This window comes from Blastopirellula marina, from assembly GCF_002967765.1.
Classification (GTDB): Bacteria; Planctomycetota; Planctomycetia; order Pirellulales; family Pirellulaceae; genus Bremerella; species Bremerella marina_A.
This window is the reverse complement of sequence record NZ_PUHY01000012.1, coordinates 476,968-490,455: the sequence shown is the minus strand read 5'-3', so window position 1 is coordinate 490,455 and position 13,488 is coordinate 476,968. Positions and strand designations below refer to the sequence as shown.

Below are 13,488 nucleotides of genomic sequence, written 5' to 3'. Positions count from 1 at the left end.
AATGTTAGTTACACGTTTTTTAGGTTTGTGTCTTGTCGCTGCTTTGGTCATGCCGGCTGTCGCCGACGATAACGCGACTAAGACAACCGTCGATAAATCGGCTTCCACGGCAGTCAAGCACGATCAGAAACAGCAAGGCGATCGCGTTGCCGCCAGCCAAGTGATTGGCGCCAGCATTTATGGTAGCAATCAGGAAGATACGATTGGTTCCGTCAATGACATCGTCATGACCAAAGACGGTAAAGTTGTCTACTTGATCGCTGGTAGTGGCGGTGTTGCCGGTGTCGGTGAAACCGAACATGCCGTACCCGTTAAGTCGTTCGACATGAAATGGGTCAAGGACGGCGACGAAAAGACGCTGAAATTGAGCCTGCCGATGACGGCCGAAGACCTGTCGAATGCTCCAGCTTTGAATCTCGAGCACGCTAGTGACCTAACGGTTGAAGCTTTCGCTGACCGTAACGGTAAGTACTTCAAGGCTTCGAACGCCGAGAAGATGTCGCCAGGTAACATGTACTTGGTTTCGGAAATTGACGGTCTGAATGCAACCGGTACGGACAATGAGTCGGTCGGTGCTGTTGAAGACATCGTGTTCACGCACAAAGATGAATGCAAAGCTGAGTACATGATCATCGGTACCGGTGGTGTGGTTGGAATTGGCGAAAAGTACACCGCTGTTCCTACCGACAAGGTGAAAATCACTAAGACTGCCGACAACCAGTACACCGCTGTGGTACAGGCCGATAAGACCATTATCGGAGCTGCCCCGAAGGTGACCTCGGATCATTACTACTCGGAACTGGGCGACGAAAACGTTCGTGAAAACGTGAAGACCGCTTTCAACGAAGCTGACGCCAAGGATAGCGAGTAATGCGGAAACATTGTCCTGCTAACCCGGGGCGATAAGATTCCACGCAATCCGCGATAGCGGGAAGACGCACTCGAGGAATCGAGTGCGTCTTTTTTCATGCGCGGTTGGAAACGGAGCTTAGATCTCTCCGCTACGTGCCCGGTATTTTTGCATTTTCAGATCGGATGGAATAACAATTTCCTGAGTTGACGCTTCCTCGGGAAGATCGAGCGTCGTCTGGTAATCAGGAAATAGCATCTGGCCTTGCGGGAAGAGATCGCCGTCGCCGTTTCCATCCAGACCGACGATGTTGACGATATGGGATCCTCCCATGTGCCCTCGCTCGGCAAGTTCTGAATCGAACTTGCCGTCAACGATGTCCAGCGAAATCGCAATCCCGCCATTCCCTTCGCGAGCATCCGGTATCAACGTGATCGATCCTGCAGGAACCGGTTTGTCTTTATACATCACCGTTCCAGAAATGGGATAAGTCTTCAAGTCATCGCTTGCTCCACAGCCAACGGCAATTGGGGCCCAGCAAAGGAGCAAGAACGCGAAACAGTTACGCGCAGAAAGCATGTCATGCCCTTTAAGAAAAGCAGTTTGGTAATCAGGACGACTTTCGGCACGTGTTAGTTCGAGAGCAAAGCCTCGCCACCTGCTTTGCTTGCTCCCGCTTGATAGACCGAGAAGTTAATCGTTTCTGGCACGAAGGTGACCGAGCCGTCTGCCCGTGAGAAGCTTGCTCCGCCTGGGTGCTCGCTGCCAAACGCAACCGAGTTCCACTTGGTGGCATTTCCGCTATTGACCGGGTGTTGAATATTCTTGGAGATCAAATACAGCTGCCCCCGTGAGTCCGAGTATTTCGCACGTAGCCAAGCTCGACGATAGGGCATATCCTTCCACGAGTTCTCGCCAAACATGTAAGTGTTGGAAAGCCCATCCAGAATGTCGCTCATGTCGGAGGTGTGTTGCCACAGAATTCCTTCAGTACAGTCTCCTCCAAATGCGGTCGACGTGTTCTGGCATTCGTAGTTGGTGTTCGATTGGGGATTCACACCCCAGGGACCGAGGATTCCGAAGTAGTGGATCGCGTACGACTTCTTGCCGCCATATTCCTCGTCGCTGCGTGGTGAGAATTCCTCAGAACTCGGCGCACTGGGGCAAAGGTAAGCGTCGATTTTTGTCGGACCGTACATCAGCCGTCCCGCTACCCGGTGGTCACCCGCGGTATAGTCGATGTTGTCAGCGATGGCCGATTGTTCCAGTTGAGCCAGAATCGAAACGCTCCAACCGAGTTTGTTGGCAATCATCCCTGGGTAAGGGAATTGCCCCCAAGTATCGTGATAATTGTGCATGGCCAACGTCGTCTGTTTCAGATTGTTGGTGCATTGCATCCGCCGAGCCGCCTCTCGAGCTTGTTGCACAGCCGGCAGAAGTAAGGCGATCAGAACGCCGATGATGGCGATCACAACGAGCAATTCGACCAGCGTGAAGCCGGAGCGGGGTGGTTTGGACGAGCGTGTCCAACGAAGCGCGAACATGGGAAGATTCCTCCAACGGGTATTAATTGGATGAGGTCCAGTTGGTTTGGCCGCCATGAAGAAACGAAGAAGATGGCGCCGTAGGCTGACATGATAGAGGCTTTTCACATGGTTTTCTAATTTTTTACAAAAAAACAAGAACAGGTATTTTGGAGGGGTTAGTTGCTTTGGCGGGATCACGTACGGTGGGGTGTGGTGCCGCTCTTGAGGCGTTGCGTATGCATTGAAGAAAGAGCGGCTAGACCGTGATCAAGATGCGGCGATCCGTCTCGCTGCTGAGCATTTGCTTCGGCCAGACGTTACAGGGAAGTGTTCCAGATGCCGATAATCGCAAGAGCCGCCAAGACTTAAGCTCGGAGTAGCTGCTGCCGACCTGTTGTTTAACTGCCGTAGTTGAAGCAGGATAAATAAAAGATTGAAACAGCGAAGATTGCGTAGTTAGCGCAGACGGAGGAAAACAGTGCGGGTACTCGTCACAGGAGCAACAGGATTCGTCGGAAACAACGTCGTTCGCATGCTGCTTCAGCAAGGGAAGAAGGTGCGGGTGATGGTTCGTGATCCGCGCGCTGACAAAAGCTTGGCGGGCCTTGATATCGAAGTAGTACAGGGAGATATCAAAGACGAAGACAACGTTCGCACCGCCGCGATGGGAGCCGATGCCATCATTCACTCCGCTGCGATGGTCCACATTGGTTGGACGAAAGAAAAAGCGATGCGGCAGACCAACGTAGAAGGAACGCGAATCGTTGGCTTGGCAGCGCTCAAGCATAACATCCGTCTCGTCCATGTCTCGTCGGTCGATGCCTTGGGAGTCGGCCAAGAAGATGCTCCGGCCAATGAAGAAACGCCGCGCGAGGGAAAGACCCCCTGCCCCTACGTGGTGACGAAACGGGAAGCGGAGGAGGAACTTCAAAAGCTGGTTGCTGAAGGGCTCAATGCGGTGATCGTGAATCCAGGTCTGATGTTCGGACCGTGGGATTGGAAACCATCCTCGGGACGAATGCTGATATCAGTAATTAAGAAACAGCCGCCGTTAGCACCAAGTGGTGGCGGAACCACGTGCGATGTGCGCGATGTCGCCCAGGCATGTATTAACGCGATTGAACAAGGACGTGTCGGAGAAAACTACATCCTGGGTGGCGAGAATCTCAGCTACTTCGACCTCTGGACTCGAATTGCGAACCTCACCGGCCGACGGCCTCCCTGGCGAAAGTTGGGACCGTACATCGCGGGTGCCGTAGGTTACCTCAGTGATACGTGGGCAACAATGGAAGGTAAAGAAGGGGAAGTCAATTCGGCCGCGATCAAAATGGGATCGCTCTTCCACTTCTATTCGAGTAACAAAGCGAAGGCCGAACTCGGTTACAAAAACCGGCCACTTGATCAAACGATCGAGGATGCCTGGCAGTGGTTCCGTAAACAAGGCTATCTACCGGCCTGATGCTAAGACCATAAAAAAACGCTTCCTCACGCGAAATATATCCGTGTAAGGAAGCGTCCGTAAACCAAACGCATGCCGTCTTGGGTTTAGACTGCCGCTTTCTTTGACTCGATCAACGAGAGCAGGGCCTTCTGTGGATCGGCAAACTTGGCGATCCCTTCGTCCATCAGGACCTTCTCTAGGTCGGCGTAATCGACCTTGGCTTTAAGTTCGTCGAGAACCTCTTGCGAAGGCATCTGATCGATCTGACGATCAAACGACTTGCCACTTTCCTGAACTTGATCGTTTGTCTTCGGAGGATTCGTTTCGATGCCATCTCCTGCGAAGGCAGCAACATACTTCCATGGTGGATCTTCCGGCAATTTGGTGCCCGTCGAGGCAAAGATCAGCTCTTGTTGCAGCTTCAGATTCTTATCGGCCCAGAATTCGGCATTATCGCGCCAGATGTTCTTAGCGTTCACGATCCCGAGTTGTCCCTGGGCAGCATCGCTTAAATCGGGCAGGTGCTTTTCGCTGTAAACATCGACGCGAGAAACGAAGATCGAGTAGACACTTTTGAAACCATCGAGCGAATCACGTCGCTGAGCACCACGCCAAACCGCTTCGCGAGCCGCATGATACTGTCGCATGGTGAAGCAGAGCGTCACGTTTAGCGTAATGCCGGCAGCACAAAGCTCTTCCAGAGCGTCGATTCCGGCCGGAGTCGCAGGCACCTTAATCATTCGATTAGGGCGACCGAGTCCCCAGTATTTACCCAGTTCGATGTATTTTGCCACACGTTCTTCGTGGGGCATATTCAGCTCAGGGTCTTCCAGCAACGGATCAAGCTCGAAGCTCACGTAACCGTCGTTGCCTTCGGTTCGTTCCCAAACCGGCAGGAAGACGTCCTGGGCTCGCTGAACCAAGCGATCGGTGATCGTCCAGGCGATATCGTCCTTGTCCTTACCCTGCGACGTCAGTTCTTCGATCCACTCGTTGTATTTGCCGGAATCAATCAAACCTGAGACGATCACTGGATTCGAGGTGGCCCCGCTTACTCCCAACTTGTAATTGGAATCGACTAACTGGGGATCAATCGAATCGAGCCAGACTTTGGTGCCAGTTTGAATAAGCGACTCTAGTGGTGTCGTCATCGAGTGCTCCTTACAGGGGGGTGAAAATCAAAGAATCGTTTCAGGGTTCGCCGTATTCTACCGAAGCGAGTGTTAGGATTCTTGTCTTTCTCGGCAGAGAAGGGCTAGCGAATCTCCCTCAACTGGCAATTGGTGGGAATGCGCAGGATGGGGTAAATGCGCCTGCGGTAGACTGATTTTGAAGAAAACTGTAGCTTTAAACGGTTTAGCGCGCAGAAAGTGGCCTGATTTTCGCCATTTGTGTCGGCTGCAGCACAATTTGGGATTTCGGTCGGTTTGTAGTTCCCGATGATCAAAGGAATGAACCCGATTTCCTCTGCGTACCGGCAAGGCATTTGCGGATTGGTGAGCAAGCGTTAGCGACCGCTGCGTGGTTCCCGACCGCTTCAGGATTCTCAACGAGCGAAATTTGATGCAAATGCGTCGTCCAACATTTTTCGAGCGATATGCCATCTGGGTCCTATGTGGGATCTTCTTTCTCGTCCCGTTTGCTTTACGTGGAGCCCGGCTCTCGTTGGAGCAAATGAAGAACGATGTCAAAGACTGGCTTCCCGACGATTTTGCCGAGACCTCAGAGCTCGATTGGTTTCGCGATCACTTCATGGGGGAACAGTTCGTTCTCATCAGTTGGGAAGGCTGTACCGAAGATGATCAATCGCTGAATTACTTAGCCCGTTTGCTCGTGCCAGAGCCATCGGCCGACGCCCAGAAGAAGGGCGAACCGCAAGATCACTTTCAGCCAGACTTCATCGGTGATGAGTTAGCGCTCTACTACCCCGATACGCCCGGCGACGATCAGGAAGACTATCGCAACTGGGGTGGCGAAGACGAAAAGTGGTTCCTGGGCAAAGGGAATCAGTGGTTTTATCTGCTTCCCAACGGCGAGATCTACAAATGGGACGGCAAAAGCACGGTCCTAGGCGCACTTGGCCGTCTAAGCGAACGAGTCTTCTATGGTGGCAACTCCATCAACGGCGACTACGTCAAAAAGGTCGATAAATACTACTACGATAACCCACGCCGACTTCAGGCTCGTCTATTCAAATCGGTGACGACAGGTCCCGATGTGTTGGCGACCTTGGCTTCACCAGGCGGCACTTTGGTTCGCGACGAGGATCCGACACCGCAAGAGTTAGCGGACGCCAGGAAGAAGGCACTCGATCGCTTGACCGGTACTCTCTTTGGTCCGGACGGTAAACAGACTTGCCTGATTGTCACGCTGACCGAAGCTGGCAAGATGGACCTGCGGCGTACCATGGGGCACGGCGTGCTGGGCCGACCGATGGGACAATTGGAAGAGCTCGCCAAACAGGCAGGCGTTCCGCTCGATAAGTTGCGTCTTGGTGGACCACCGGTCGACAACGTTTCGATCGACGAAGAAGGGGAACGCACCCTGGCCCGCCTGGTCTCGTTCAGTGTGGTATTGGGTCTTGGGCTCTCTTACTTCTGTCTTCGTAGCATCAAGCTGACGATCATGGTCTTCTTCGTTGGCGGTATTAGCGCCGTGACCAGCTTGTCTTTAGTGTGGTGGACTGCGGGGACGTTTATCTGGTGGCTTGATCCGACGACCGATGCAGTGATGATGTCGATGCCGGCTGTGGTGTACGTATTGGGCCTATCCGGCGCCATTCATATTGTGAACTACTACCGTGACGTCGTGAAGGAAAATGGAACGCTTCGCAACGCACCTGAGTTGACCATCGCGCATGGTTGGTATCCGTGTACCATCGCGGCCGTCACCACGGCGGTTGGTCTCGGTTCGCTGGCGACCAGTAGCATTACGCCGATTCACAAGTTCGGCATATTCTCGGCATTGGGTGTGTTGGCAACGTTGTTCTTGCTATTCACTTATCTGCCGGCTGCGTTGCAGATGTGGCCTCCCGATCCGGCGCCAAAGAAAGGCAACGACTTCAAACCGAAAGAGCCTTCGGCAACTGGTTTATGGATACGTGGACTTGGCGATCGCATCGGCGACTTCATCATCAACAACAACGTGAAGGTTGCCGTCAGCTGCATGTGCATCTTCCTTTTCTTCGCGTTTGGATTGCAGTACTTAAAGACGTCGGTTCAGCTGCTGAAGATGTTCGACGATGACGCGCGCATCATCAAAGACTATGCCTGGCTCGAAGAGAATCTCGGCAAGTTGGTGCCGATGGAGCTTGTTGTAAGAATTGAACCGGAATTGCTGTATTACGATGAACCAGCGGAAGGCAGCGACCACACGCCGTTGAATCCAAAGGCGGAGGCTGCAACAGATAAGTTGGAACCGAAGTTCCGCTATTCGTTCCTGGAACGAATGGAAATGGCTGGCCGTGTCGCTAGTGTCGTTGAGGAGTACCTCGGACCAGACGGAGCCGAGGTAGTCGGCCCGCCGACGTCGGCCCTCACCTTTGCACCAGAACTTCCAGCCGCTGGTAGCAGCACCGCGTCTTTCTTAGAGCGGGGAGCTTACAGTCGCCGCTTGGAAGCTTCGTTCAACGAGTTTGTTGGCTCCGACTACTTACGCGTTGACAAGGAAAACGGAGCCGAACTGTGGCGAGTTAGCCTGCGACTTGGTGCTCTCGAGAACATCGATTACGGCAATTTCGTAGATGACTTGAAGCAAGTCACCGAACCGATCATGGATGCCTATTTGGCACGTGATCGAATTCTCAAACAACTCGACAAAGATCGAGATGGCCGTGGTTATGTGAATGCCAAGGTAGGCTTGCTGGGCGTGAATTATGCTTCCCAAGAGAATGCGGAAGAAGCCTCCGAGATTGGCAAAGATGAACACAGCCGATACGACCATCTCGACGCGACGAAAGTATTCTCCGAGACCTTGCGTGACCTTCTTACCAATGCCCGCGTCAAACTGATCGATCACGATCCCAATTACCATACTCAGGATCGGCTCGCTTACATCGAGAAGAACTGCGACTACATCGTGTTGGTCGAACCGAACGAAATGTATGACATGGACGCGATGAGTAAGTCCATGAAGGGAACCTTCGACGTTACCGATCACGAGTACAACGGCCAAGACATCCCGCGAATGTACGATCCGCAGCGGCCTCCGGTTTCGCTGGTTTACACCGGCGTGGTGCCTGTCGTTTACAAAGCCGCACGAACGCTTCTTTCGAACTTGATTGAGAGCACTGTCTGGGCGTTTGCCTTGATCGCTTTGGTGATGTCGCTGGTGCTAAAGAGCCTGCGAGCTGGGTTGATCTCGATGTTGCCGAATGTCTTCCCCATTTGCGTTGTGTTTGGCTACATGTCGTGGACCGGCATGGAAGTCGACATTGGGACGATGATGACTGCGAGCGTGGCTATGGGGGTGGCGGTTGACGATACGGTTCATTTCCTTACTTGGTTCCGCTGGGGCCTCGACGAAGGCTATTCACGTGCCCGGGCGATTAAAGAAGCCTACAGTCGCTGTGCTTTGGCCATGTTCCAGACGACCATCATTGGTGGTCTCGGCTTGGCCGTGTTTGCCTTTAGCACGTTTACACCGACGCAGCGATTTGGCTACTTGATGGTTTCGCTGTTGGCTGTGGCCCTGGTGGGTGACCTGCTCTTTTTGCCAGCTTTGTTGGCTGGTCCCTTAGGACGCGTTTTCCGGCCAGATCATAAGGCTCGCAGCAAGAAGGATGACGACGGCGACCAAGAGGAAGCCTCAATGGAGACAGAGAATTCCGAGTCACCGTCTGCCATCGAATCGGAGCTCGAAGAAACGGAAGAACCCCGCGTCTATCCGGTGCATGGGCGAAGCCGGCCCGCTTGATCTGGATGAGGTCGCCTGTCGACCAGTCGGCCATTCTTTCTATAATGAAGCGATTACCCGCCTCGCTAGGGGACGATTGGGGCGGGCTCAATTCGTTGTTAGCTCGGCTCTTAGGACCGTTACGTTGCAGATCATTCATTACCCTCACCCGACCCTTAACTATAAGTCGAAGCCTGTTAAACGCGTCGATGCGGAACTTCGCGGCATGATTGCCGAGATGTTCGATTTGATGTACGCCGCGCGCGGTATCGGCTTGGCCGCGAATCAGGTTGGGATCCCGCTCCGATTCTTCGTCATGAATCTGGCTGGCGCCAAAGGAGAAGGGGAAGAACTGGTCTTCATCAACCCGACCATCAGTCGCACAACGGGCGCCGATGAAGCGGAAGAGGGGTGTTTGAGCTTGCCTGGCGTTTATGGTCCGGTATTGCGACCTGCGGAAGTCCTGTTCAGCGCTTACATGCCCAACGGCGAGAAGTTTGAGCAAAAGGTCAGCGGCATGTTCGCTCGCTGCGTGCAGCACGAGACTGACCACTTGGACGGTATTATGTTCATCGAACGAATGGACGACGACTCGCTTTACCAGATTCAGCCCGAGGTCGACCAGTTCGAGCTTACCTTCGAGCGACTTCGTTCCGAAGGAAAACTGCCGACCGACCAAGAGATCACTGCGTTCCAGAACGACATTGAAGCGAAATACGCTTAGAAGAAACCGGCATGCGAATCGTCATGATGGGAACCGGTCCGTTCGCTGTTCCCACGTTTGAAGCCCTGATCGAGAGCGACCACGAAGTGGTTTGCCTATTCACGCAACCGCTACGTCCGACGCGCGGCAAACGCCCTGCCCCACCGACACCGATGCGGGACGTGGCCACGAAGCATGGCCTGCCGATCTACGATCCTGAAAGCATCAATACCGACGATGCACGGGCGATTCTACGTGAGCAGGAAGCCGATTTGTTGGTGGTCTGCGACTACGGACAGATCCTTTCAAACGAATCGCTTGCCCTGGCAAAGTTGGGTGGGATTAATTTGCATGGTTCGATCTTGCCGAAATATCGCGGGGCGGCACCAGTGAACTGGGCAGTCTACAACGGTGATGAAGAAACCGGCGTGACCGTGATTCACATGACGCCCAAGCTCGATGGCGGACCATGCTTGAAGGTCGTCCGCACGCCCATCGAGCCGACCGAAACAGCCGTCGAACTAGAACCGCGTCTCGCGCTGTTGGGCGTGCCAGCTGTGCTTGAGTCGATCGCCCTACTGGAAGAAAACGGCGGTGAATCGCTAGTGGGGGAACCGCAAGATCCGAGCCTCGTTTCTAAAGCACCACGGCTGAAGAAGACCGACGCCGATATCGATTGGACCATGTCGGCCCAACAGATCTACAACCAGTTTCGTGCCTTTCAGCCATGGCCGGGCTGTTACACCCACTTATCTCGCGGAGACAAGCCGCCGCTACGGTTGATTTTGGCTGAGATCTCGCTGCTGAGTACACCCGCCGATGCTTCCGTTAAACCGGGATGCATCGCTGCAGCCACCGCGGATCAGCTTCAGATCGCCGCGAACGGCGGACGAATCGTTGTCCATAAGCTTCAGCCTGCCGGAAAGAAGGTGATGGAAGCCGCAGAGTTCGTCCGTGGCTATCAACCGAAGGTGGGGGATGCGTTCCTCTCAGAATCTCAGCTGTAGCCGGTTCGGTGGGCCTTGAAATGACGTCTAAAATGGCCCGAAATTCGACAATTTCCCTGTGAAATGCCAGCATACGCCAGAAAATCCCTCTCGCCCTCAACGGCGGTCGTTGTTTAAGATACACCGTTGGTTTTCTGCACGGATGCGGGATTATATGCTGTGAGTCGCTGGGACATCGTTCTATTTGCGGTCGCCTCCTACTTCGCCATCATGGGATTGGTGCGGCTGATGCAAGCGCGACGGGGTCGCCTGGTGCGGCAATTTCAAGAGGAATTCCGCAAGCAGCGCGAGAAGGTTCTCAAGCAGCAGGTCGAGGATGATCGGAAGGCCCGCGAACTCGCCCAGCAGCAGCAATTTGAAGAATTCATCAAGCAGAAACAGAAAGAGGCCGCCTAGTCATACTGACCTGGCTTAACCCTCGTCGATTGATTCGTCCGCATGGAAAAACGTCTTTACATTGAAACCGTCGGTTGTCAGATGAACATGCTCGATAGCGAGCTGGTTGTAGCTACGCTGCGCAAGCAAGGCTATGTTCTGACGAATTCTCCGGACGAAGCTGATACGCTGCTTTTCAACACGTGTAGCGTGCGTGAACAAGCCGAAAACAAGACCTATAGTCATCTGGGCGTTTTGCGTGATCTGAAGAAGCAGCATCCTGAGAAGATTATCGGTGTCATGGGCTGCATGGCCCAGAATCACCAGCACAAGATCTTTACCCGCGCTCCGTATGTCGACCTGATCGTGGGGCCTGGCCAGTTGCATCAGATTCCTTCCATGATCGACAAGATCGCTGCCGGTGAAGGAAAGCAAATTGAAGTCAGCCTGGGGCGTAAAGACGGGACACGCGATCAGATCACGCGTAGCCACGAAAGCTTCGATCCGCTGCGAGATCCTGAGATGCGCCCGACGCCGTTTCAGGCCTACGTGCGGATTCAGATCGGCTGCGATAAGTTTTGCACTTACTGTATCGTGCCAAGTGTGCGAGGCCCTGAGCAAGGGCGTTCGCCTGAGGATATCATTCGCGAAAGCCGCCACTTGGCCGAGCATGGCACGGTCGAGATCACGCTCGTCGGCCAAACCGTGAATAGCTACAAAGCGACCGATGCCAGTGGCAAGTTGTGGCGACTTGCCGATCTGTTGGCCGAGCTGCAAGAGATTGAAGGACTCGAGCGGATCAAATTCGTCACCAACTATCCCAAGGACATGACGCGGGAATTGTTGGAAGCGGTACGCGACCTGAGCAAGGTTTCGCCCTACTTACATGTGCCGCTGCAAAGTGGTTCGGACGAAGTTCTGAAGCGGATGAAGCGGGGATATACCGTCGCGGATTATCGTGACATGATGGCCCGCATTCGTGAGATCGTTCCGGGTTACGCTGTCAGCAGCGACTTCATTGTTGGCTTCTGTGGCGAGACCGACGAAGAATTCCAGAAGACCGTCGAGTTGGTGGAAGAATGCCGCTTTAAGAATAGCTTCATTTTTAAATATAGCGAACGAGAAGGGACACGCGGGGCTGATCTGTTTATCGACGACGTCCCACGTCACGTGAAGCAACAGCGTAATAATGACCTGCTTGCGATTCAGAATCGTATCAGCTTGGAAGACAATCAGAAGCTCATTGGTGATACGGTCCATGTGCTGGTTGAAGGGCCGAGTAAGACCGCGCTGAAAAATAGCGAAGGAAACGAGAACACCCACGCCACGCAGCTGATTGGTCGAACGCACTGCGATCGGATTGTCGTATTCGATGGCAATCCGCGTCAAATCGGCAAGATTCTTCCGGTGGTTGTTTACGATTGCCATGCTCACACACTCTTCGGTGAAGTCGTTACACAAGAGTGCGGCCCAGAGCTATTCGCCCTTGGTTAGGTTGCTTATTGGTCGGCTAGCGAAGTAACTCGTTACGCCGATCGATCCAACAACGGTCACGGTAATTTGGACTGCGGTTGCCGCGATCGGTGTTCACGTTCTTTTGGCAGTGTCTTTTGCTTGGAAAGTTTCCGTCCAGCTCCAACGCGTGGGTTCCCGTGCACTAATTGCGAGTTTGCCTTGGTTTTTTATTGGTAGTATTCGCAAAACGTGCAATGATTGAACGTGGTTGGATGATTGATTCTCGTCGTCCATTTCGTCGTAAATCGCCGCCACCAAAAACACTTGTCGCGTCATCCATTGTTGGGCGAGAACCGGACTATGTCGACGGTTACATTCGACATCGTAGAGCATGCCGACTACTTAGAATTCGTTACATCAGGCGATCCATCGGAGAGCCAGTGGATTGAATTGTTGCAACGCATCGTGGAAGAACTGCAGCGTAGTGGCAAAGCCAGAGTCTTCGTCGATGCCTCTGGCCTAACTACCTTGCCAGACTCGATGGTACGCTATCGGATGGGAATTCGAACGGGAGAATCGCTCAGCGTTCGAGCTCGCGTGGCCGTGCTTCACCCGACAACGATCGACGACAATTTCTGGGAAACCGTTGCGACCAATCGCGGTGCATTAGCACGCTCAGGCGAAAACCGAGCTGAGTTGATCGCCTGGTTGCTGCAAGGCGACGGTTGCGCTTAGTCACTAACAGCGGTAGCTGTGTAAACGAATTCCCTCTATCGACGATCATCTAGATCACTGCTGCTGTTTCATCATGTCGCAACTTCCCCAATTGATCGAGCATTCCCACTACCTCGAGTTCGTTGTCCCCGATGGTAAACATGACGAGGCATATTGGTCCCAATTCCTGAAGTCGATGGTGGCGACCGTCGAGCAAACTGGGAAGACTCGAATTCTCGTTCAGCGACCTGCTCAAGATCCTAGTGAACGCGTCGAAGGAATGGTCATCTATCGTATGGCCCTTCGTACCGCCGAAGCGTTCGGTGTCTCGGTGCGAATCGCCATTCAGTCCCCAGTCGCGCACGAAGACTCCTTCTTTGAAACCGTGGCTACCAATCGCGGTGCGATGATCAAAGTCGACAAGAATCGTGCAGCGCTCGTCGCGTGGCTGTCCGAGGGTGATTAAGATGGCGAACTACCTGACTAACGATCATCCAGACACACGCTGAGTAACTCGCCACGGA

General features: G+C 53.6%; 12 protein-coding genes. 9 read left to right on the top strand and 3 right to left on the bottom strand.

The genetic code is table 11. From position 1 onward, the window contains the following. The first annotated feature begins 1 nt into the window (after position 1). A complete protein-coding gene (locus C5Y83_RS18360; protein WP_105331212.1) occupies positions 2–871 on the top strand; it encodes a PRC-barrel domain-containing protein in 870 nt (289 codons plus the stop codon). A gap of 117 nt (positions 872–988) precedes the next feature. Here the strand turns inward: C5Y83_RS18360 and C5Y83_RS18355 are convergent, their stop codons facing one another. Further along, positions 989–1,429, bottom strand: a complete 441-nt coding sequence (locus C5Y83_RS18355; protein ID WP_105331211.1) for a hypothetical protein — start codon at positions 1,427–1,429, stop codon at positions 989–991. 53 nt (positions 1,430–1,482) lie between these two features. Then, the gene (locus C5Y83_RS18350) at positions 1,483–2,394 is read right to left on the bottom strand and encodes a DUF1559 domain-containing protein (RefSeq protein WP_105331210.1); all 912 of its coding nucleotides are present in this window, start codon (positions 2,392–2,394) and stop codon (positions 1,483–1,485) included. Positions 2,395–2,854: 460 nt separating this feature from the next. Between C5Y83_RS18350 and C5Y83_RS18345 the strand changes: the two genes are divergently transcribed. Then, positions 2,855–3,835: an NAD-dependent epimerase/dehydratase family protein gene (locus tag C5Y83_RS18345; RefSeq protein WP_105331209.1), complete on the top strand. Its 981-nt coding sequence runs from the start codon at positions 2,855–2,857 to the stop codon at positions 3,833–3,835. An 86-nt stretch (positions 3,836–3,921) separates the two neighbouring features. Here C5Y83_RS18345 and C5Y83_RS18340 read toward each other — a convergent pair whose 3' ends face one another. Then, positions 3,922–4,968: a transaldolase family protein gene (locus C5Y83_RS18340; protein WP_105331208.1), complete on the bottom strand. Its 1,047-nt coding sequence runs from the start codon at positions 4,966–4,968 to the stop codon at positions 3,922–3,924. Positions 4,969–5,380: 412 nt separating this feature from the next. On the opposite strand from C5Y83_RS18340, the gene C5Y83_RS29455 reads away from it, so the two are divergent. From C5Y83_RS29455 to C5Y83_RS18305, 7 genes are all read left to right on the top strand, one after another. Next, positions 5,381–8,731, top strand: coding sequence for an efflux RND transporter permease subunit (locus C5Y83_RS29455; RefSeq protein WP_158262407.1), 3,351 nt, complete (start codon positions 5,381–5,383; stop codon positions 8,729–8,731). 124 nt (positions 8,732–8,855) lie between these two features. Then, complete coding sequence (gene def / locus C5Y83_RS18330; protein WP_233207275.1) at positions 8,856–9,434, top strand: peptide deformylase; 579 nt, start codon at positions 8,856–8,858, stop codon at positions 9,432–9,434. A gap of 11 nt (positions 9,435–9,445) precedes the next feature. Beyond that, positions 9,446–10,420, top strand: a complete 975-nt coding sequence (gene fmt, locus C5Y83_RS18325) for a methionyl-tRNA formyltransferase (protein ID WP_105331206.1) — start codon at positions 9,446–9,448, stop codon at positions 10,418–10,420. A 159-nt stretch (positions 10,421–10,579) separates the two neighbouring features. Next, positions 10,580–10,816: a hypothetical protein gene (locus tag C5Y83_RS18320; RefSeq protein ID WP_105331205.1), complete on the top strand. Its 237-nt coding sequence runs from the start codon at positions 10,580–10,582 to the stop codon at positions 10,814–10,816. Positions 10,817–10,858: 42 nt separating this feature from the next. Then, the gene (gene miaB / locus C5Y83_RS18315; RefSeq protein ID WP_105331204.1) at positions 10,859–12,289 is read left to right on the top strand and encodes a tRNA (N6-isopentenyl adenosine(37)-C2)-methylthiotransferase MiaB; all 1,431 of its coding nucleotides are present in this window, start codon (positions 10,859–10,861) and stop codon (positions 12,287–12,289) included. Between the two features lie 321 nt (positions 12,290–12,610). After that, complete coding sequence (locus tag C5Y83_RS18310; RefSeq protein WP_105331203.1) at positions 12,611–12,985, top strand: hypothetical protein; 375 nt, start codon at positions 12,611–12,613, stop codon at positions 12,983–12,985. A 73-nt stretch (positions 12,986–13,058) separates the two neighbouring features. Then, complete coding sequence (locus C5Y83_RS18305) at positions 13,059–13,430, top strand: hypothetical protein (RefSeq protein WP_105331202.1); 372 nt, start codon at positions 13,059–13,061, stop codon at positions 13,428–13,430. The last annotated feature ends 58 nt before the right edge of the window (positions 13,431–13,488 follow it).